This is a genomic window from Streptomyces sp. NPDC054047, assembly GCF_055585065.1.
In genome coordinates this window covers 106,241-123,274 of the sequence record NZ_JBVJKV010000013.1, presented here as the reverse complement: position 1 = coordinate 123,274, position 17,034 = coordinate 106,241, and the positions used below count along the sequence as shown (strand labels likewise).

The window sequence follows — 17,034 nt, the reverse complement described above, 5'->3', positions numbered from 1 at the left end:
TTGATGGGCCTCAGCAGCCGCAGTCGTCCGCGTCCAGCGGGGCCGTCAGAGCGTCGGGCGTACGGCGCTCGCTGCCCTCCCAGGTCTCGAACGTGAAGCCCTCGCGGACCCAGTACTCGAAGCCGCCCAGCATCTCCTTGACCTGGAAGCCCAGTTGGGCCAGGGCGAGGGCGGCGCGGGTCGCGCCGTTGCAGCCCGGACCCCAGCAGTAGGTGACGACGGGGACGGACTGGTCGAGGAGTTGCCCGGCCTGCTCGGCGATGAGCGCGGTGGGCAGGTGGATCGCGCCGGGGATGTGCCCCTGGTCCCAGGACTCGGTCGAGCGGGAGTCGAGCACGACGAAGCCGGGGTCGCCGTCGGCGGCGAGCGCGGAGGCGACGTCGGACACGTCGGCGTGGAAGGCGAGGCTCGCGCCGAAGTACGCGGCGGCGGCCGCCGGGACGGCGGGGGCGACCCGCAGGACGGGGTTCGGGGCGCCGGGGGCGGCGGCCGCCGTGGCCGGGGCGGTCGTCGGCTCGGTGTTCGTCACTGTGCTCATGGCCAGAAATCTACGGGCGAAGCCGCCGCCCCAGAAGATCCGATCCCCGGCCTACCTCTTGATCCGCCGGGGATTCCCCTGTTACCTCTCAGGCATGACCGGTTATTCCACGGACGCCACCGACTGGCGCATCCTCGACGTCCTCCAGCGTGAGGGCCGCGCCAGCTATGCCGAGCTGGCCCGTGCCGTCTCCATGTCCGCGAGCGCCGTCACCGAACGGGTCCGCCGCCTGGAGGAGGCGGGCGTGATCCAGGGGTACGCGGCCGTGGTCGATCCGGAGCGTCTCGGTCTGCCCATCCTGGCGTTCGTGCGCCTGCGCTACCCGAACGGCCATTACAAGCCGTTCCACGACCTGGTCGAGGTGACCCCCGAGATCCTGGAGGCGCACCACGTGACCGGTGACGACTGCTTCGTCATCAAGGTCGCCGCGCGCTCGATGGGTCACCTGGAGGAGGTCGCGGGGAAGATCGGCGCGCTGGGGTCGGTGACCACGAGCATCGTCTACTCCTCGCCCCTGCCGAGGCGCCCGCTGGGCCGCTGACCTGGTTCGTCAGACCCCGCCGCGCTGCCGTACGACCGATCCCGCACGTCCCTTCTCGACCTCCAGCTGCGCGTGGACGCGGCGTCGCAGGTCCGCGACGTGGCTCACGATGCCGACGCTGCGGTCCCGTTCGCGCAGCGAGTCCAGGACGTCGAGGACCTCGTCGAGGGTCTGGTCGTCGAGGCTGCCGAAACCCTCGTCGATGAAGAGCGTGTCGAGCCGTACGCCGCCCGCCTCGTCGGTGACGACGTCGGCGAGGCCCAGCGCCAGGGCGAGCGAGGCGAAGAAGGTCTCGCCGCCCGAGAGCGTGGAGGTGTCGCGCTCGCGGCCCGTCCAGGCGTCCACCACGTGCAGGCCAAGGCCCGAACGGCCGCGCCCGGTGCGGTCGTCGGAGTGGACCAGGGTGTAGCGGCCCGACGACATGCGCCGCAGGCGTGCGGTCGCCGCGGCGGCGACCTGTTCGAGCCTGGCGGCGAGGACGTAGGACTCCAGGCGCATCTTGCGTTCGTTGTCCGCCGATGTGCCCGCGGCCAGGCCCGCGAGGCGCGCCACGCGGTCGTAGGCGGCGCGCAGGGGCGCGAGCCGCCGGGCCCCCGCGGCCGACCGGTCGGAGAGCCGGTCGAGTTCGGCGCAGCGTCGTGTGGCCGCGTCGAGCGCGGAGGCGCTCGCGCGGGCCTGCCGGTCGGCGTGCTCGGCGGCCTCCTGGGCCGCTCGCAGGTCGGCCGGCGGCTGCTGGGCGGCGCCGGCCGCGTCCGGCTCCGCGAGGAGCGAACGCACTGCCGCCTCCTCGTTCTGCCACTCGTCGATACGGTGTTGCAGCTCGCGGTGGCGCGCGTCGTCGAGCAGGGCTTCGGCCGCCGCCCTCGGCGTGTCGAACCCCGCGCGGAAGGCGGCGTCGGCGAGTCGCGCGTCGGCGTCCTTGAGCCGCTGGGCGGTGTCGTCGGCGACGCGTGCGGCGTCCGCCGCCTCGGTCAGGAGCGCGGCCTGCCGCTCCAGCTGGGAGGCTCGGGCCGCGACGCTGGCGCTGGCTCCCCGCGCGCGGGTCAACTCGGCGTCCAGAGCAGCCTGTTCGCGGTCGAGGCTGTCGCGCAGGGTGGTGCGGGACGCGGCCCGCACGGCGGCCTCCTGCCGCGCGGCGACTCTGCGGTCGTGCTCGCGCTGCTCCTGGGCGAGGGCTTCGCGGGCAGCGTGCAGACCCGAGGCGCGGCTCCGCGCCTCGGCGTGTTCCGCCCGCAGCTGCTCGACCGTCTCGGCGAGTTGCTCGACGGACGGCCCCGCCGGGACGCTCTCCGCCGCCGCGGCCGCGGATTCCCCGCCGGACAGCCCCTGCGCCGCCGCTCGCGCCGCCGCCAGCGACTCGCGCACCTCGCCCAGATGCCGCTCCTGCTCCGCGCGCCGCTCCTCCGCCTGCCGGTACGCGGCGAGCGCCGACTCCTCCGTGGCGCGGTCGACGTGACCGGCGGTCCTCGGCGCGGGCGCGGGGTGTTCGGTGGCTCCGCAGACCGCGCAGGGCGCGCCGTCGGTCAGGCCCGCGGCCAGTTCCGCCGCGATGCCGGTGAGGCGCTGTTCCTTCAGGGTCAGCCAGTGTTCGTGGGCCGCGGTGGCGCGCTCACGGGCCGCGAGGGCGTGTTCGTACGCGGCGGTCGCCTCCCCGTCGAGGCGATCACGGCGGCGGGCCGCGTCCAACCGTCCCTGAGCGGGCTCCAGTTGGCCCGCGAGGTGCTCGGCGCGCGTGGCCGCCTCCTGGGCGGACTCGATGCGCTCCTGGAGCGCGGTCCGGGTGCTCTCCCAGCCGTCGAGCCAGCCCGCCGCCTCGCGCAGCAGCTCGTCGTCGGCGCGCTCCTCGCGCTCCAGGGTCGCGCGCTCCGTGCCGAGTTCGGCCAGGCGCCGCTCGGCGCGCCGGGCGGAGTCGAGGCCGCCGAGCTCTTCGGCCGCCTTGCGCGCGGCGGCGGCGAGGCCCGACGCGCCCGAGTCCGCGAACGTGGCGGGCAGGTGGCCGCGCGCGCGTGCCTCTTCGGCGGTCGCGCGGCGGTGCTCCTCCTCGGTGGCCTGGCGGAGCCCGAGCGCCGGGGCCACCGTCTCGGCCTTGCGCGCCCGCTCCATCCGGGTCTGGAGCTGCCGGTGCTCGTCCGCGCGTTCCGCGAGGCGGCCGGACCGCTCCTGGGCCTGCCCGAACCGCCGTTGCAGCCGGTCGAGTTCGCGTACGTCGTCCAGTCGGCGCCCGGCGGCGGCCTGCGCGGACTCGGCGGCCGCGAGCGCGCACCGGGCGATCGTGCGCCGCTCGCGGGCGCCGGTGCGGGCCACTGCCGCCCAGGCCAGGACGGACTCGGCGAGCCCAGGATCGCCGGGCGAAAGCTCCGGCAGCGGCGACTCGGCGTCCTCCAGGGTGCCACCCGCGGCCTGCTGCATCCGGTGCGCGTCGGCGAGGAGTTCCCTGTCCCCTTCGCGCACCGCGCCCTCGGCATCGCGCCGCTGCTCGGCGAGCCGCTCCTCGACCGCGGCGAACCTGCGCGTGTCGAAGAGCCGCCCGAGCAGCTTGCCGCGGGCCTCCGCGTCGGCCCGCAAGAAGCGTGCGAAGTCGCCCTGGGGCAGCAGCACCACCTGGCAGAACTGCTCCTTGCTCATGCCGAGCAGCTGTGTGATCTCCTCGCCGATCTCCTGGTGGGAGCGGCTGAGGTCCTTCCACGCACCGCCGTCACCGCCCGCACCGCCGTCACCGCCCGCATCGGCGTCGGCCTCGTACTCCCGCAGCCAGCTCTGCGCCTTCTCCATGGTCGTGCCGGCGCCGCGCTTCTTCGGGCGCTCCCACGGCGGCTGCCGGGTGACCTCCAACCGGCGCCCGGCGACGGTGAGTTCGAGGCACACCTCCGTCCGCACGGCGGGCTGCGCGTGGTCGCTGCGCAGCGTCACGCCCTGGCCGCTGCCCTGCCGGGGGCCCGGCACCGATCCGTACAGGCCGTAGCAGACGGCGTCCAGGACGGAGGTCTTGCCCGCGCCGGTCGGCCCGTGCAGCAGGAAGAGCCCGGCGGCGGAGAGGTCGTCGAAGTCGATGTCCTGGGTGGTGCCGAAGGGGCCGAACGCGGTGATCCGGAGCCGGTGCAGCCTCATCGGGCCACCTCGCGCAGCGTGTCGTCGGTGCGGACGGTGTCGAACGCCGCCCGCAGCACCGCCTGTTCGGGCTCGTCGGGCCCCGCGCCCCGCACATGGGTCACGAAGTCCTCCGCGATCTGCTGGTCGCTGCGGCCTGCAAGGCGCTTGGCGTACGAGACGTCCGGGTCCTCGGGGGCGCGTTCGGGGTCGAAGACGAGGCTGAGGGTGTGCGGGAAGCGCTCGCAGAGGCGGGCCATGGGGTCGTCGGGGCGCACCGGGTCGGTGAGCGTCGCCTCGACCCAGGCGTCCTCGTGCCGGGCCAGCTCCGGGTCGTCGAGGAGGGTCGCGATGTCGCCGCGGATGCGGGCGAGCTGCCGCGGCACGGGGCAGTCGATCCGCTCGGCCTCGATCTCGCCCGCCGCGCCGAGGTCGACGAGCCACATGCTCTTGCGGTGCGTGGACTCGGAGAACGAGTACGGCAGCGGGGAGCCCGAGTAGCGCACACGCTCACTGATGGCCTGGCTGCCGTGCAGGTGGCCGAGGGCCGCGTAGTCGACGCCTTCGAAGACCCCGGAGGGCACGGCGGACACCCCGCCGATCGTGATGTCCCGCTCGCTGTCGCTGGCCTCGCCGCCGGTGACGAAGGCATGGGCAAGGACGACGGACCGGGTGCCCGGTGTCCGGGCGGCCAGGTCGGCGCGCACCCGCTCCATGGCGGCGCCGAGCACCGCCTCGTGACCGGCCCGCTTCACCCCGAACTCGTCCTTGACCAGCGCCGGTTCGAGATACGGCAGGCCGTAGAACGCCACGTCCCCGTGGTCGTCGGCCAGGACCACCGGCTCCCCGCAGGCGGCGGGCGCGGTGCGCAGGTGGATGCCCGCGCGGCCGATGAGTCCGGCGCCGACACCGAGGCGGCGCGCCGAGTCGTGGTTGCCGGAGATCATCACCGTCGGGACGCCGAGGTCCGCGAGCCGGTGCAGCGCGGCGTCGAACAGCTCGACGGCGGCGAGCGGGGGCACCGCCCTGTCGTACACGTCCCCGGACACCACGACGGCGTCCACCTCGCGCTCACGCGCGGTGGTGACGAGGTGGCCGATGAACTCGGCCTGGGCGTCGAGCATGTTCACGCGGTGGAAGGACCGGCCCAGATGCCAGTCGGACGTGTGCAGAATTCTCAAGACGCCGCTCCGGCCCGCATGCTCGCTCACCCCTCCTACGCCCCGGATCCAGCACCGCCCCAGCACGGGCCTCGCCGACAGCACCCACCACGCTAGCGCCTGTCGGCCCCTGCTCGATCACGAACCTCAATCCGCCACCGGCGACGACGGCGGCTGCGGGGGCTGCGAGGAGGGCGGCTGCTCCTGCTCCGAGGAGGGCGACGAGGGCGCGGAGGACGAGGCGGACGGCGAGGAGGGCTCACCGGAGGAGGCGGAGGGAGCGGCGGACGAGGGGGACGAGGGGGACGAGTCAGACACAGACGGGGAGGGAGAGGGCTCGTTCACCGGCGGCCGGGTCTTCGTGTCACCGGCGCCCGTGTCGCCCTTGTCACGTTCGAACCAGTCCCCGCTCTTCGGGTCGTACATGACGAACACGTTCACGACCTGGACGGCGGGCGCCACGACGACGACGTTCGACGGCCGGTAGCCGGGCCACGCCTCGCCCGCCCGCTTCGGGGTGCTCTTCTGCGCGACGGGAGGCAGCAGCGGGTTTCCGCAGGCGCAGCGCACGCGCGGCACGCCCCGGTCGTCGACGAGCACGGCGGTCCCGGCCTGCAGGACGGCCTGATAGGCGGTGGGGGCGCCGTCGCGGTAGCCGTGGTTGGTGACGCGGGTGTCCATGCGCAGCTGCACGGGGGTGAGCGCGCGCAGGTAGGCGGGGACCGCGGACGCGTCGATGTCGAGGACCGAGGCGAACGCCTTGTTCTTCAGCGGGTCCTCCTTGAGGGCGGCGACCTGCTTCTCCACGTCGCAGCTGCCGACCTTGCGCGTCCCGCCGTAGAGGCCGGGGGCGGAGCCGTCGACGCCGCGCGTCACGTTGGCCGACGCCGATGAGCTCGGCAGCGCGGACGGGGACGACGGTGTGGCGTCGTCCCGGGCCGTCGACTCGGTGAAGGGGTCGGGGCCCGGCTTCCCCGCGGGCTGGAGGATGACCTCGCCGGCGGCTTCCGGGGTGCCGTCGGAGCCGTCGGGCCGGGTGAGGACGACGGTCAGCACCACCGCGGCCACGAGCACGAGGGAGATCGCCGCCACCCGCGGCGCCGACCTCCACCAGGGGCGGTCCGGCTCCGGGCTCCCGCCGGGGCCCTGGTCCGGCCCGCCGGGTCCGCCGCCCCGGCCCTCGCCGCCGGCAGGGCCGTCCGGCGGACCGCCCGGCGGACCCGACGGCCGTTCACCGCTGGGCGGCGGCGTCGAACCCGCCTGGGTCGCCCCCGGCTGCGACGGGCCCGAGAGCGGGCCTGGCGGGGGTCCTGTGGGGCGTCCTGACGACGGCGGTTCGACGCTCACGAACACTTCTTCCCTGCGTAGGGGATCTGCTGCGGCGCACGGCACCAAGCGCGTTTTATACCGCTCCGCACGCTGTGCACCGTTACGCGCCTATTGTGTGTCCCGGTTCCCGGAGGACCGCAAGCCGACGCGGTCGGCCCTCCCGAGGGGCGGGCTGCCCCGGCGCTGCTTAGCGTGACAACGTGAGCGACCAGAAACCGCACGGCCGAGCAGGCGCGCAGCGCGCGCCACAGATCCGCCGGGCCCCCCACGGCTGGCTCCACGCCGTGGTCACCGTGCTCGCCGCGCTGGTGGCCATGGCCGTCGTCGCCGCGCTCGGCCTGTGGGCCGCCGGGGCCGCCGACCTGCCCGGCGGCGCGTTCCCCAGCGTCGTCGCGGCCGTCGTCGTGATGGCGGTCGGCGGCTCCGTCGGGCTCTCCGGCGACGCCGGGGCGATCGCCGAGACGAACGCGGGGCTCTCCGTGCTCCCCCTCTCGGTCGCTCTCGCCGGGGCGCTGGTGATCGCCGCCGGGTTCCTCAGGCCGCTGCGGCACCGCGCCGTCGCCGACACGAAGGAACTGACCGGCTGGGCCGCACGGTTCGCGGTGCTGTGGGTCCTGCTCCTCATCGGCCTCGGTCTGCTCGCCCGCCACCGGTTCACCGTCGCGCTCGGCGAGGGGGCGGCGGCCGACGTCGGCGATCTGCTGGGGGCCACGCCGAGGGTCGGCTTCGAGACCGACGTGCCGCTGACCCTCGTGTTCGGGCTGCTGTGGCTGGCGGGCGTGCTCGCCGTGGCGCTGCTGGTCGCGCGCGGGGCCCCGCTCCCCGCCCGCCTGGTGCGCTTCCAGGAATCGGTGCGTCCCGCCGCCTACGCCATGGTGGTCCTGCTGCTCGCGTACGTCGCCCTGGGGCTCGTCGTCGGCTTGGTCGTGGCCGCCACGCGGGGGCACGCCGCCGAGACCCTCGCGGTGCTGCTCCTGGGGCTGCCCAACCTCGTCTGGCTCGCCTTCACCATCGGGCTCGGCGCGTCCTGGGAAGGCCGCGTGGACGGGCCGTTCGGGTTGCCCATGCCGCGCGTCCTCGACGACGTACTGCGTACTCCGGCCGACTCCACGCTCAGTCTGCGCACGCTCTCCGAGCACGACGGCCGCGTGTGGTGGCTCCTTGTCGTCGCGGCGGTCATGGTCCTGGGAGCCGCGTTCCTGATGGCGGCGCGCTCGCCCGCGCGGATGCGGTCCTGGCAGCACGCCGTGCACATGGCGGTGGCGCTGACCCTCACGGTGCTCGCCGTGTGCCTGCTCGCCCGCGTCGACGCCCACTACGGCCTGTCGCTCCTGGGCATCGGGGACCTGGGCGGCGGCCTCTCCGGCCTGGTGAAGCTGCACCCGAACCTGGGCACCGCGCTGATCCTGGCCGTGGCCTGGGGTCTGGTCACCGGGTTCATCGGCGGCGTGCTCGCGCGGCGGGTCCACCGGCGCGGCGAGGTGGCGCCGGACGCACCCCGCAGGCCCTAGCCGGACAGCCGCCGGAAGACGGGCCGAGCCCAGCCGGGCGGCTCCGGAGGCGCCCCAGGATCTCCCGGATCTCCCGACTCCCCTGGCTTCCCCGACTCCCCCGAGCCTCCCGGGTCCTCCGCGCTCCCCACGACCGGGAGAGCCACCTGCGTAGGAGCGTGCCCCTCCGTGCTTCCCGTGACGGCGGCCCGCAGCGCGGCGGCGAACTCCAGGCAGGAGCCGTAGCGGTCGTCGGGGCTCTTGGACAGCGCCTTCGCGAGGACGGCGTCGAGGGCCGCGGGGACGCCGGGGCGCTTCTCGGTCAGGCGGGGCGGCCGGTCGTACTGATGGGCCCAGAGCAGCGCCATGTCGTCGTCGCGCTGGAAGGGCGGCCCGCCGGCCATGGTCTCGTGGACGACGCAGGCGAGGCTGTAGACGTCGCAACGGCCGTCCACGGGGCGGCCCGAGATCTGCTCGGGCGCCACGTAGTCGAGGGTCCCGACGAACTGGCCCACGGTCGTGAACCCGGTCAGCGACAGCGACTTCTTCGTCAGCCCGAAGTCCGTGAGGTAGACGTGCTCCGGGTGGTCGCTGTCCGTGCCCTCGGCCACCAGGATGTTGCCCGGTTTGACGTCGCGGTGGACCAGGCCGTGGCCATGGGCCGCGTCGAGCGCGGACGCGACCTGCGCTGCGACGCGCAAGGCGGTTCCTACGGGGAGCGGGCCCGAGTCGTCGAGCAGATGGCGCAGGTCGAGCCCGGGAACGTACCGCATGGCGATGTAGAGCACGCCGTCCGTCTCGCCCGCCTCGAAGACCGGCACGATGTGCGGATGCTCGATCGCTGCGGCCACGCGCGACTCGTGCGTGAAGCGCTGCCGGAAGGTGTCGTTGCGCGCGAGCTCGGGGGCCAGCAGCTTCAGGGCGACGGTCCGGTCCAGGCGCAGGTCCCTGGCCCGGTAGACGACGGCCATGCCGCCGCGCCCGATCTCGCTCTCGACGCGGTAACCCGCGATCTGCTTCCCGATCAGCTCGGACGGCCGCCCGGAATGGGTGCCGGCCTCCATCACGCGCCCCCGTCCCGGCCCGCCGCCGGACCGGGATCGACCGTGACGGGCGGGATGCGACGGGTCTCCTCATCGGCGTACGGGTCGGGGAGGCGGCCAGGGCCTTCGCCGTACGCGGCAGGAGCGTCGCCGGGTTCCGTGCCGGAGACGGCTTCGACCACCTGGGTCGGCTCCGGAGCCGCCGTGCCGCCGGGACTCACGGCTCCGCCCACCACCTGCGTCGGCTCCGGGCCCCCGGCGCCCGCCGGCGGCGCCCCGACCGGTCCCTCGCCGTGGACGCTCGGGCCCTCCCGCGCCGCGTACGTGCTGAGCCGGGTCCCGTCGCAGTACACCCACCGCTCGTGTTCGGCGTCGTAGAGCCACATCGACTCGCCGTCCACGACCACGCCCACGCGCAGGCCGCGCGTCCGGCTCCGGAAGGACTCGCCGTCGCCGTCGCCCGCCGCCAGCTCCTCCGTCGCCCGGCGGTAGCGGCCAAGGGCGTCCTCGGTCCTCTTCAGGAGCGGGCCCGGGTCGGCCGATCGGGTCAGGGGGTGCCCCGCGGCCGGTGGGTCCTGCGGGACCGCGACCAGGAGGCGGCCGTCGACCCAGGCCGACCAGCCGTTGGCGCAGACGATCCGGCCCCAGTCGCCGAGCCGGTCGATCAGTCGCACGGGCAGGAGCGCGTCGAGCGGTGTCGTCGGGAGGTCGGCGTCCGGCGCCTCCCACGCGGGAAGACCGTCCTGGGGGACGACGTGGGTGGGCCGGAAGTCCGCAGTGGTCATCTCGTCCGCTCCTGCCTCCCGCTCCTGTGCCTGTTCCCGCTTCGGCCCCCGTTCGGCGCTCACCGCTTCCGCATGACCGCAGGCTCGTGCCGTCGCAGCAGCCTGGCGACCACGTAGCCGAAGACGACCGACAGAGCCACGAGCATGCCCATGTTGAGCAGCCAGACGCCCGCCGAGTGCCGGAACAGCGGGTCGGCCGTCAGCTCCCCCGGCACGATCCTGCCGAGGCCGATGGTCCCCGCCATCGCGCCCAGCGCCCACCGCGAGGGCACGAGCCACGCCAGCTGCTCGACGCCGGGCACCCCGTGCAGTTTCAGCAGGGCGCCGCAGAACACCACCTGGACGATGGCGAGCAGCACGAGCAGCGGCATCGTCACCTCTTCCTTGCGCACCAGGGCCGAGACCAGGAGCCCGAGCATCATGGCGGTGAACGCGAGGAGGGCCACCGCCACCGTGATCTCGACCAGCGGCGGGAGCAGCACGCCCTTGCCGGCGGGTGCGTTGAGATCGACGCCGAGCAGCGCCACCAGGGTCAGCACGACGGCCTGTAGCACGGTGATCGTTCCGAGGACGACGACCTTGGACATCAGGTACGCCGATCTGGAGAGCCCCACGGCCCGTTCGCGCCGGTAGATGACCCGCTCCTTGACCAGTTCCCGCACGGCGTTGGCCGCGCCGGTCAGGACGCCGCCCACGCAGAGGATGAGCAGCGCGTTCATCGCCGTCTCCTGCGTGAGCTTGCTCCCGGCGAGCGCGCGGGCCATGGCGCCCATCACGAAGGGCAGCGCGACCATGATCGCGAGGAAGGTACGGTCCGCCCCGAGCGCGGCCGCGTAGCGCCGCACCAGCGTCCGGAGCTGGGAGCCCCAGCTCTGCGCCTTCGGCGGCGGGGCGAAGGAGGGAGCTACGCCCCCGGCGCCCTGCGGCACGGGCGGCTGCGTGGAGGCGTTGACGATGTACTGCTGGTAGAAGGGCGAGCGCCGGTACTCCCCCGCCCAGTCGCGGTCGCGGTCCCCCTCGAAGGCCTCGAACGCCTCGGGCCACTCCTCGAAGCCGAAGAACGGGAGGGCGTCCTGGGGCGGCCCGTAGTAGGCGATCCTGCCGCCCGCCGCGAGCACCAGGAGCCGGTCGCACCCGTCGAGGCTGAGCACGCTGTGCGTGACGACGATGACCGTCCGGCCGTCGTCGGCGAGGCCGCGCAGCATGTGCATCACCGAGCGGTCCATGCCGGGGTCGAGCCCGGACGTCGGTTCGTCGAGGAAGAGCAGCGACGGTTTGGTGAGGAGTTCCAGGGCGACGCTCACGCGCTTGCGCTGGCCGCCGGAGAGGCTGTGGATGGGCTGGTCGACGCGCTGTTCGAGGCCCAGCTCGTGGATGACCTCGTCGACCCTGGCCCGGCGTTCGGCCTTCTCGGTGTCCTGGGGGAAGCGCAGTTCGGCGGCGTAGCCGAGGGCGCGGCGCACGGTGAGCTGTGCGTGCAGGATGTCGTCCTGCGGCACGAGACCGATGCGCCGGCGGAGTTCGGCATAGTCGCGGTAGAGGTCGCGGCCGTCGTAGAGGACGGTGCCGTCGTCGGCGGGGCGCAGGCCGGTGAGGGCGTTGAGGAGGGTGGACTTCCCGGCGCCGCTGGGTCCGACCACCGCGAGCAGGCACTTCTCGCCGACGGGGAAGGAGATCCGGTCGAGGAGCGTCTTGCGGCCCTTGTCGACGGCGACCGTCAGGTCCTGTACGTCGAGCGAGACCTCGCCCGTGTCGACGTACTCCTGGAGCTCGTCCCCGACGAGGCAGTACGCACGGTGGCCGACGCCGACGATGTCCCCGGGCAGGACAGGGGCGCGGGTGACCGGCTGGCCGTTGAGATAGGTGCCGTTGTGGCTGCCGAGGTCGACGATCTCGTACGCGCCGTCCGCGAGGACCCTCAGCTCGGCGTGGCGGCGGGAGACGACCAGGTCGTCGATGACCAGGTCGTTGTCGGCGGCGCGGCCGATGCGCACGGTGCGGGCGGGCAGCGGGCGCACGGAGGTCGGGCGCCGGAAGGTGCCGGTGGCCGAGGGCGTGCGGACGGCGGAGGGACGCTCGGGGGCGGCGGGCGGCAAAGGCTCCCGGCCGACGAGCACGGCGCGCGGGCCGTCGGCGACGCTGCCGAAGCGCAACACGCTGCCCGGTCCGACGCCCCACTCGTGGATGCGCCGCCCGTCGGCGTACGTGCCGTTCGTGCTGTGCTCGTCCTCGATCGTCCAGTGGTCGAGCTCGGCGTGGAGGACGGCGTGGTGCCAGGAGACGCGGGCGTCGTCGATGACGATGTCGCTCAGTGGGTCGCGCCCGACGTGATAGTCCCGGCTCGGACTCATCACCGTGGAGCCGGTGTCGGTCTCGAGGACGAGTTCGGGCGCAGTCGGCGCTACAGGCCGCTCTCCCATGCCCGAATTCTACCCATTCACAGGCGTTTGCGCCTGGGCTCGCGCGCCCCGGCCTCAGGCGTCCCCGTACGCCTCTCCCCCGAGCTCGAACACCGCGCTGCCCGCGGTCGCGTCCGCGAGCCAGGACGTGAAGGCCTCGACATCGGCGTCCGGAAGGCCGATCTCGATGGTCACCGCGTCCCCGTACCGCACGTCGCGCACCGCGCGCCCCGCCGACCGCAGATCGTTCTGGATCTTGCCCGCGCGCTGGTGGTCGACGGTGACGGTGGCGAGCCGAAAGCGCCTGCGGGTCAGGGTGCCGACCGCGTCCAGCGCCTCGCCGACCGCGCCTCCGTAGGCCCTGATCAGCCCGCCGGCGCCGAGCTTGACCCCTCCGTAGTAGCGGGTCACGACGGCCACGACGTACCGCATGTCGCGCCGCAGCAGCATCTGGAGCATCGGCACACCGGCGGTGCCGCCCGGCTCCCCGTCGTCGCTGGCCTTCTGCACCCCGGCGTCGGCCCCGATGACGTACGCGAAGCAGTTGTGCGAGGCGGAGGGGTGTTCCTTGCGGATGCGCGCGACGAAGTCCTGGGCCTCCGCCTCGGTGGCCGCGGGTGCGAGGGCGCACAGGAAGCGCGAGCGGTTGATCTCGGTCTCGTGCACGGCCTCGCGGGCCACTGTGCGGTACTCGTCGTGCATCACGCCAGGGTAGGCCCCCGCCGGGACCCCGGCCCCGGTACGGTGATCCGTTGTGACGTCACCTTCGAATCCCGTACGCCAAGTCCCCCGCGGCACCAACGTGTTGGGCTCGCTGCTCGCGGCCGCGTCCGTCACCGTCGTGGAGACCCGTGAGGACCCGGTCGATCCCTTCCTGTTTCCCGAGGAGGCGGACGTCGTGGCGCGGGCCGTGGACAAGCGGCGCCGCGAGTTCGCCACGGTCCGGCAGTGCGCCCGAGCGGCGCTCGCCGAACTCGGGGTGCCGGCCGTGCCGATCCTGCCGGGCCCCAAGGGCGCGCCGCGCTGGCCCGACGGCATCATCGGCAGCATGACGCACTGCGCGGGCTACCGCGCCGCCGTCGTCGCGCGCTCCTCGGCGGTCACCTCCATCGGCGTGGACGCGGAGCCGGCCGCTCCGCTCGCCGACGAGGGCGTCCTCGCGCTGGTCGCGGACGAGGGCGAGCGCACGGCCCTGGCCGGGCTCGGCGCCCGGCATCCGGACGTCCCCTGGGACCGGCTGCTCTTCAGCGCCAAGGAGTCGGTCTACAAGACGTGGTTCCCGCTCACCGGGCGCTGGCTCGGCTTCGAGGACGCGCGACTGGACCTGGACCCGGACGGCACGTTCACCGCGGCGCTCCGCGTGCCAGGACCGACGGTGGCGGGGCGTGAGCTGAAGGGTTTCCGGGGCACCTGGCTGATACGTGACGGCATCGCCGTCACCGCGATCGTCCTGCCCCTCACTCCTCCGGCGCCCGGTACGTAGCCACGCCGCCCAGCCAGGTGCCGAGCACCCGCACGTGCCGGACGGCCATCGGATCGACCGTGCGCGGGTCGGCGGAGAGCCGGACCAGATCCGCGGGCGCCCCGGGAACGAGCGCGAGCCGGTCGTCGGCGCCCGCCTGGTGGGCGACGCCGCTGGTGGCCGCGGCGAGCGCCTGCTCCACGGTGAGCCGCTGGTGCGGGGTCCAGCCGCCCTCCGGGACACCGTCGAACGTCCGCCGGGTGACGGCGACTTGGATGCCCTCGAGGGGCTCGTACGAACTGACGGGCCAGTCGCTGCCGAAGGAGAGCCGCACCCCGTCGCGCGCCAACTCCCCCATCGGGTACTGCCGGTCGGAGCGTTCGGCACCGATCCGCGGCATCGACAGATCGGTCTGCAGCGGATCGGGCTGCGCCCACAGCGGCTCGAAGTTGGCGATGACGCCGAGGGCGGCGAAGCGCGGCAGGTCGGCAGGGTCGACGAGCTGGACGTGGGTGATCACGGGCCGCCGGTCCCAGGCCGGGTTGGCGGTGACCGCGGCCTCCACCGCGTCGAGCGCCGCCCGCACGCCCGCGTCGCCGATGGCGTGGATGTGCGTCTGGAAGCCGTCGGCGTCGAACGCGCGCACCGCTTCGGCCAGCGCACGCGGCTCCCACACGGGCATGCCGCAGCTGTGCGGAGCGTCCAGATAGGGGTCGAGCAGGGCGGCCGTACCGCCCTCGATGACGCCGTCGCTGAAGTACTTCACCGTGCGCGCGGACAGCAGCGGGCCGCCCTCGGCGGCCACCCGCCCGCGCGCCGCGTCGAACTGCCCCCGCTGCTCGCGCCAGCGGTCGGGATCGGCACGCTGGGCCAGGTCGACGCGGACGCTGAGCGCGTCGTGCCGGGCCGCCGCGAGATAGGCCTCCACCATCTCCGGTTCGACCCAGGCGTCCTGCACCCAGGTGATGCCCGCTCGCGCGTACGCCTCCCCCGCGCGGCGCACGGCTTCGACCAGTTCGGCCTCCTCGCGTGCGGGCACCTGGTCGAGCACGAGGTCGCAGGCGTGCCACTCGCGCAGGGTGCCCAGCGGCGAGCCGTCGGGGCGCCGGACGATCCAGCCCAGGCGCGGGTCCGGCGTCGAGTCCCGCACCCCTGCCCGGCGCAGCGCCTCCGTGTTGCACCACACCGTGTGGTAGTCGTAGGCCCGCAGCACGACGGGCCGTTCGGCCACCGCCGCGTCCAGCCACCGGGCGTCGAACTCGCCGTCGGGCGCGAGCGCGGGGTCGTAGGAGGCGCCGACGATCCACTCCGCGTCCGGGTGCGCAGCGGCCCAGCGTCCGACCTCCGCGACGATCGCGTCGACCGATGTGAGGTCCTTGATCTGCGGGCCGAAGCTCTCCAGACCCCCGAAGAGGGGGTGGGCGTGCCCGTCACCGAAGGCGGGGTGGAGCAGTCCGTCGCCCAACTCGACGACGTCGTCCGCCACTTCGGCGAGCGCGCGGGCCGCGTCGCCCAGCGCGACGACGCGTCCGCCGCGTACGGCGAGTGCCGTGGTGTCCCCGTGGGCGTCGCTTCCGGTGCGCACCGCCCCGAGGAAGACCCGCGTCACCGCCGTCTCGTCCGCCATGCTGTCCCGCCCCTCCGTCACACGCACTCTCTCCGTCACACGCGCTCCGCGTCCACCGTCGTCAGCCGTTCGTACGCCTGCGGATCACGCCGTCGGATTCGCAGGGCCAGTGCCGCTCCCGTCACGAACAGCACGGGCAGCGGCGCGATCAGTGCCGCGTTGACGCCGCCCGAAGCTCCCGTCAGGAGATCGAGGTTGGCGCACACCAGGCCGATGAGGACCGCGAGGCCCGCGCAGGCGGTCAGCGGCGCCGCGACCACCCGCCAGGCAGGCATGCCCCTGCGGTCGCGCCGGAAGAAGCCGTACACCGCGAGCGCGGCGAGCGCCTGCATCAGCATCACGCCGAGGATGCCGGAGCCGTTGCTCCACAGGAAGGTGACGGTGTACGGATCGGCGCCGCCGACGACGGTCACGGCGACCACGGCAAGCGCGAGCGCCGACTGCGTCACGACCGCCGCGGCCGGCGCCCGCGTCTTCGGCGACACGGTGCCCAGGCGGCGCGGCAACAGCCCTTCGCGGCCCAGGGCGTAGAAGTAGCGGGCGGCGCCGTTGTGGAAGGCGAGGGTCGCGGCGAAGGCGCTGGTGATGATCAGTACGTGCATGGAGTCGGCGGCCCAGGCCCCGGCGAACCGCTCGGTGGCGGTGAAGACCATGTCGGCGCCGCCCTCGCCATTGGCGACGGCCTGGGCGCGGCCGGAGCCGTACGCGTTGATGATCACCCACACGGTGAAGGTGTAGAAGAGCGCGAGGAACGCCACGGCGATGTAGGTGGCGCGCGGCACCGACCGCTCCGGCTCCCGCGCCTCCTCCGCGTAGATGGCCGTCGCCTCGAACCCGACGAAGGCGCCGACGGCCAGCACGAACATGCCGCCCACCCCCGATGCGCCGAGGTGGTGCGGCGAGAGCGCGCCCGGGTCGAGGCCCTGCGGCCCGCCGCCGTGGGCGAGAAGACCGGCCTCGAAGACCAGCAGGACGAGGACTTCGAGGACCAGCGCGACACCGAGGACCTTGGCGCTGAAGGTGACCTTCAGATAGCCGAGCACGCCGATGGCGAGGAGTCCGGCGAGCGCCCAGATCCACCAGGCCACGCGGACCCCGGTCAGGTCCTCGAACCCGGACTCGGTGAACCATCCGAAGGCGACGAGCAGTCCGACCTCGATGGCGTTGTACGAGAAGAGCGCGACGTACGCGGAGCCCGCTCCCGCCGGGCGGCCAAGACCGCGGCCGATGTAGGCGTAGAAGGCTCCCGCGTTGCGGACGAAGCGGCTCATCGCGGTGAATCCGGCCGCGAAGACGATGAGCAGCAGCCCCGACAGCAGGTAGCCCAGCGGCGCGGCACGGCCCGCCATGCCGATGGCCAGCGGGGCCACCCCGGCCATCACGGTCAGCGGCGCGGCGGCGGCCACGACGAAGAAGACGAGGTCGCCGGTGCCGACGGCGCCGCCGCTCAGGCCCTTGGCGGGTCGGGAGGTGGGTGCGGTCACGCGGGCACTCCAAGGGGTCGGCCAGGCGGGTCCGAAAACTAAAGCCTTTAGTCAGAGCTGGGCAGGACCGTACTCTGCACCTGGGCGGC

Annotated in this window: 13 protein-coding genes; 3 read left to right on the top strand and 10 right to left on the bottom strand. The window is 74.1% G+C overall.

The genetic code is table 11. The features are described 5' to 3' along the window. Nucleotides 1–10: 10 nt before the first annotated feature. Nucleotides 11–529, bottom strand: coding sequence for a rhodanese-like domain-containing protein (locus ACZ6ZP_RS36175; protein ID WP_469410193.1), 519 nt, complete (start codon nt 527–529; stop codon nt 11–13). 103 nt (nt 530–632) lie between these two features. On the opposite strand from ACZ6ZP_RS36175, the gene ACZ6ZP_RS36170 reads away from it, so the two are divergent. Then, nucleotides 633–1,079, top strand: a complete 447-nt coding sequence (locus ACZ6ZP_RS36170) for an Lrp/AsnC family transcriptional regulator (RefSeq protein WP_351169774.1) — start codon at nt 633–635, stop codon at nt 1,077–1,079. 9 nt (nt 1,080–1,088) lie between these two features. Here ACZ6ZP_RS36170 and ACZ6ZP_RS36165 read toward each other — a convergent pair whose 3' ends face one another. From ACZ6ZP_RS36165 to ACZ6ZP_RS36155, 3 genes are all read right to left on the bottom strand, one after another. Continuing rightward, a complete protein-coding gene (locus ACZ6ZP_RS36165) occupies nt 1,089–4,187 on the bottom strand; it encodes an AAA family ATPase (protein ID WP_469410048.1) in 3,099 nt (1,032 codons plus the stop codon). Then, complete coding sequence (locus tag ACZ6ZP_RS36160) at nt 4,184–5,347, bottom strand: exonuclease SbcCD subunit D (RefSeq protein ID WP_351169780.1); 1,164 nt, start codon at nt 5,345–5,347, stop codon at nt 4,184–4,186. Before ACZ6ZP_RS36160 ends, ACZ6ZP_RS36165 begins: the two co-directional genes overlap by 4 nt. 126 nt (nt 5,348–5,473) lie before the next feature. After that, nucleotides 5,474–6,673, bottom strand: a complete 1,200-nt coding sequence (locus ACZ6ZP_RS36155; protein ID WP_469410046.1) for a DUF6777 domain-containing protein — start codon at nt 6,671–6,673, stop codon at nt 5,474–5,476. A gap of 296 nt (nt 6,674–6,969) precedes the next feature. On the opposite strand from ACZ6ZP_RS36155, the gene ACZ6ZP_RS36150 reads away from it, so the two are divergent. Further along, nucleotides 6,970–8,166, top strand: a complete 1,197-nt coding sequence (locus ACZ6ZP_RS36150; protein ID WP_366464957.1) for a streptophobe family protein — start codon at nt 6,970–6,972, stop codon at nt 8,164–8,166. On the opposite strand, the gene ACZ6ZP_RS36145 is transcribed toward ACZ6ZP_RS36150, so the two are convergent. The 4 genes from ACZ6ZP_RS36145 to ACZ6ZP_RS36130 are packed head-to-tail and all read right to left on the bottom strand — an operon-like array spanning nt 8,163 to nt 13,074. Continuing rightward, complete coding sequence (locus ACZ6ZP_RS36145) at nt 8,163–9,209, bottom strand: serine/threonine-protein kinase (protein ID WP_469410043.1); 1,047 nt, start codon at nt 9,207–9,209, stop codon at nt 8,163–8,165. The genes ACZ6ZP_RS36150 and ACZ6ZP_RS36145 overlap by 4 nt on opposite strands. Next, nucleotides 9,209–9,973, bottom strand: a complete 765-nt coding sequence (locus ACZ6ZP_RS36140; protein ID WP_361469218.1) for a hypothetical protein — start codon at nt 9,971–9,973, stop codon at nt 9,209–9,211. Before ACZ6ZP_RS36140 ends, ACZ6ZP_RS36145 begins: the two co-directional genes overlap by 1 nt. Nucleotides 9,974–10,032: 59 nt before the next feature. Next, nucleotides 10,033–12,393: an ABC transporter ATP-binding protein/permease gene (locus ACZ6ZP_RS36135; protein WP_469410041.1), complete on the bottom strand. Its 2,361-nt coding sequence runs from the start codon at nt 12,391–12,393 to the stop codon at nt 10,033–10,035. A 54-nt stretch (nt 12,394–12,447) separates the two neighbouring features. Then, nucleotides 12,448–13,074: a YigZ family protein gene (locus tag ACZ6ZP_RS36130; RefSeq protein ID WP_366464951.1), complete on the bottom strand. Its 627-nt coding sequence runs from the start codon at nt 13,072–13,074 to the stop codon at nt 12,448–12,450. Nucleotides 13,075–13,174: 100 nt separating this feature from the next. Between ACZ6ZP_RS36130 and ACZ6ZP_RS36125 the strand changes: the two genes are divergently transcribed. After that, nucleotides 13,175–13,855, top strand: a complete 681-nt coding sequence (locus ACZ6ZP_RS36125) for a 4'-phosphopantetheinyl transferase family protein (protein ID WP_468617710.1) — start codon at nt 13,175–13,177, stop codon at nt 13,853–13,855. Here ACZ6ZP_RS36125 and ACZ6ZP_RS36120 read toward each other — a convergent pair. Both ACZ6ZP_RS36120 and ACZ6ZP_RS36115 read right to left on the bottom strand, forming a co-directional pair. After that, a complete protein-coding gene (locus ACZ6ZP_RS36120; protein ID WP_351169798.1) occupies nt 13,830–15,461 on the bottom strand; it encodes an amidohydrolase in 1,632 nt (543 codons plus the stop codon). The two genes, ACZ6ZP_RS36125 and ACZ6ZP_RS36120, sit on opposite strands and share 26 nt — an antisense overlap. 35 nt (nt 15,462–15,496) lie before the next feature. Next, on the bottom strand, nt 15,497–16,945 hold the full coding sequence (locus ACZ6ZP_RS36115) for an APC family permease (RefSeq protein WP_469410038.1): 1,449 nt from the start codon (nt 16,943–16,945) through the stop codon (nt 15,497–15,499). Nucleotides 16,946–17,034 lie beyond the last annotated feature (89 nt).

Excerpts from the sequence above, each read along its gene's own strand:
- ACZ6ZP_RS36140 (WP_361469218.1), bottom strand. The coding sequence starts at position 9,973 with ATGACCACTGCGGACTTCCGGCCCACCCACGTCGTCCCCCAGGACGGT.
- ACZ6ZP_RS36130 (WP_366464951.1), bottom strand. The coding sequence starts at position 13,074 with ATGCACGACGAGTACCGCACAGTGGCCCGCGAGGCCGTGCACGAGACC.
- ACZ6ZP_RS36145 (WP_469410043.1), bottom strand. The coding sequence starts at position 9,209 with ATGGAGGCCGGCACCCATTCCGGGCGGCCGTCCGAGCTGATCGGGAAG.
- ACZ6ZP_RS36170 (WP_351169774.1), top strand. The coding sequence starts at position 633 with ATGACCGGTTATTCCACGGACGCCACCGACTGGCGCATCCTCGACGTC.
- ACZ6ZP_RS36150 (WP_366464957.1), top strand. The coding sequence starts at position 6,970 with ATGGCCGTCGTCGCCGCGCTCGGCCTGTGGGCCGCCGGGGCCGCCGAC.
- ACZ6ZP_RS36120 (WP_351169798.1), bottom strand. The coding sequence starts at position 15,461 with ATGGCGGACGAGACGGCGGTGACGCGGGTCTTCCTCGGGGCGGTGCGC.
- ACZ6ZP_RS36165 (WP_469410048.1), bottom strand. The coding sequence starts at position 4,187 with ATGAGGCTGCACCGGCTCCGGATCACCGCGTTCGGCCCCTTCGGCACC.
- ACZ6ZP_RS36135 (WP_469410041.1), bottom strand. The coding sequence starts at position 12,393 with ATGGGAGAGCGGCCTGTAGCGCCGACTGCGCCCGAACTCGTCCTCGAG.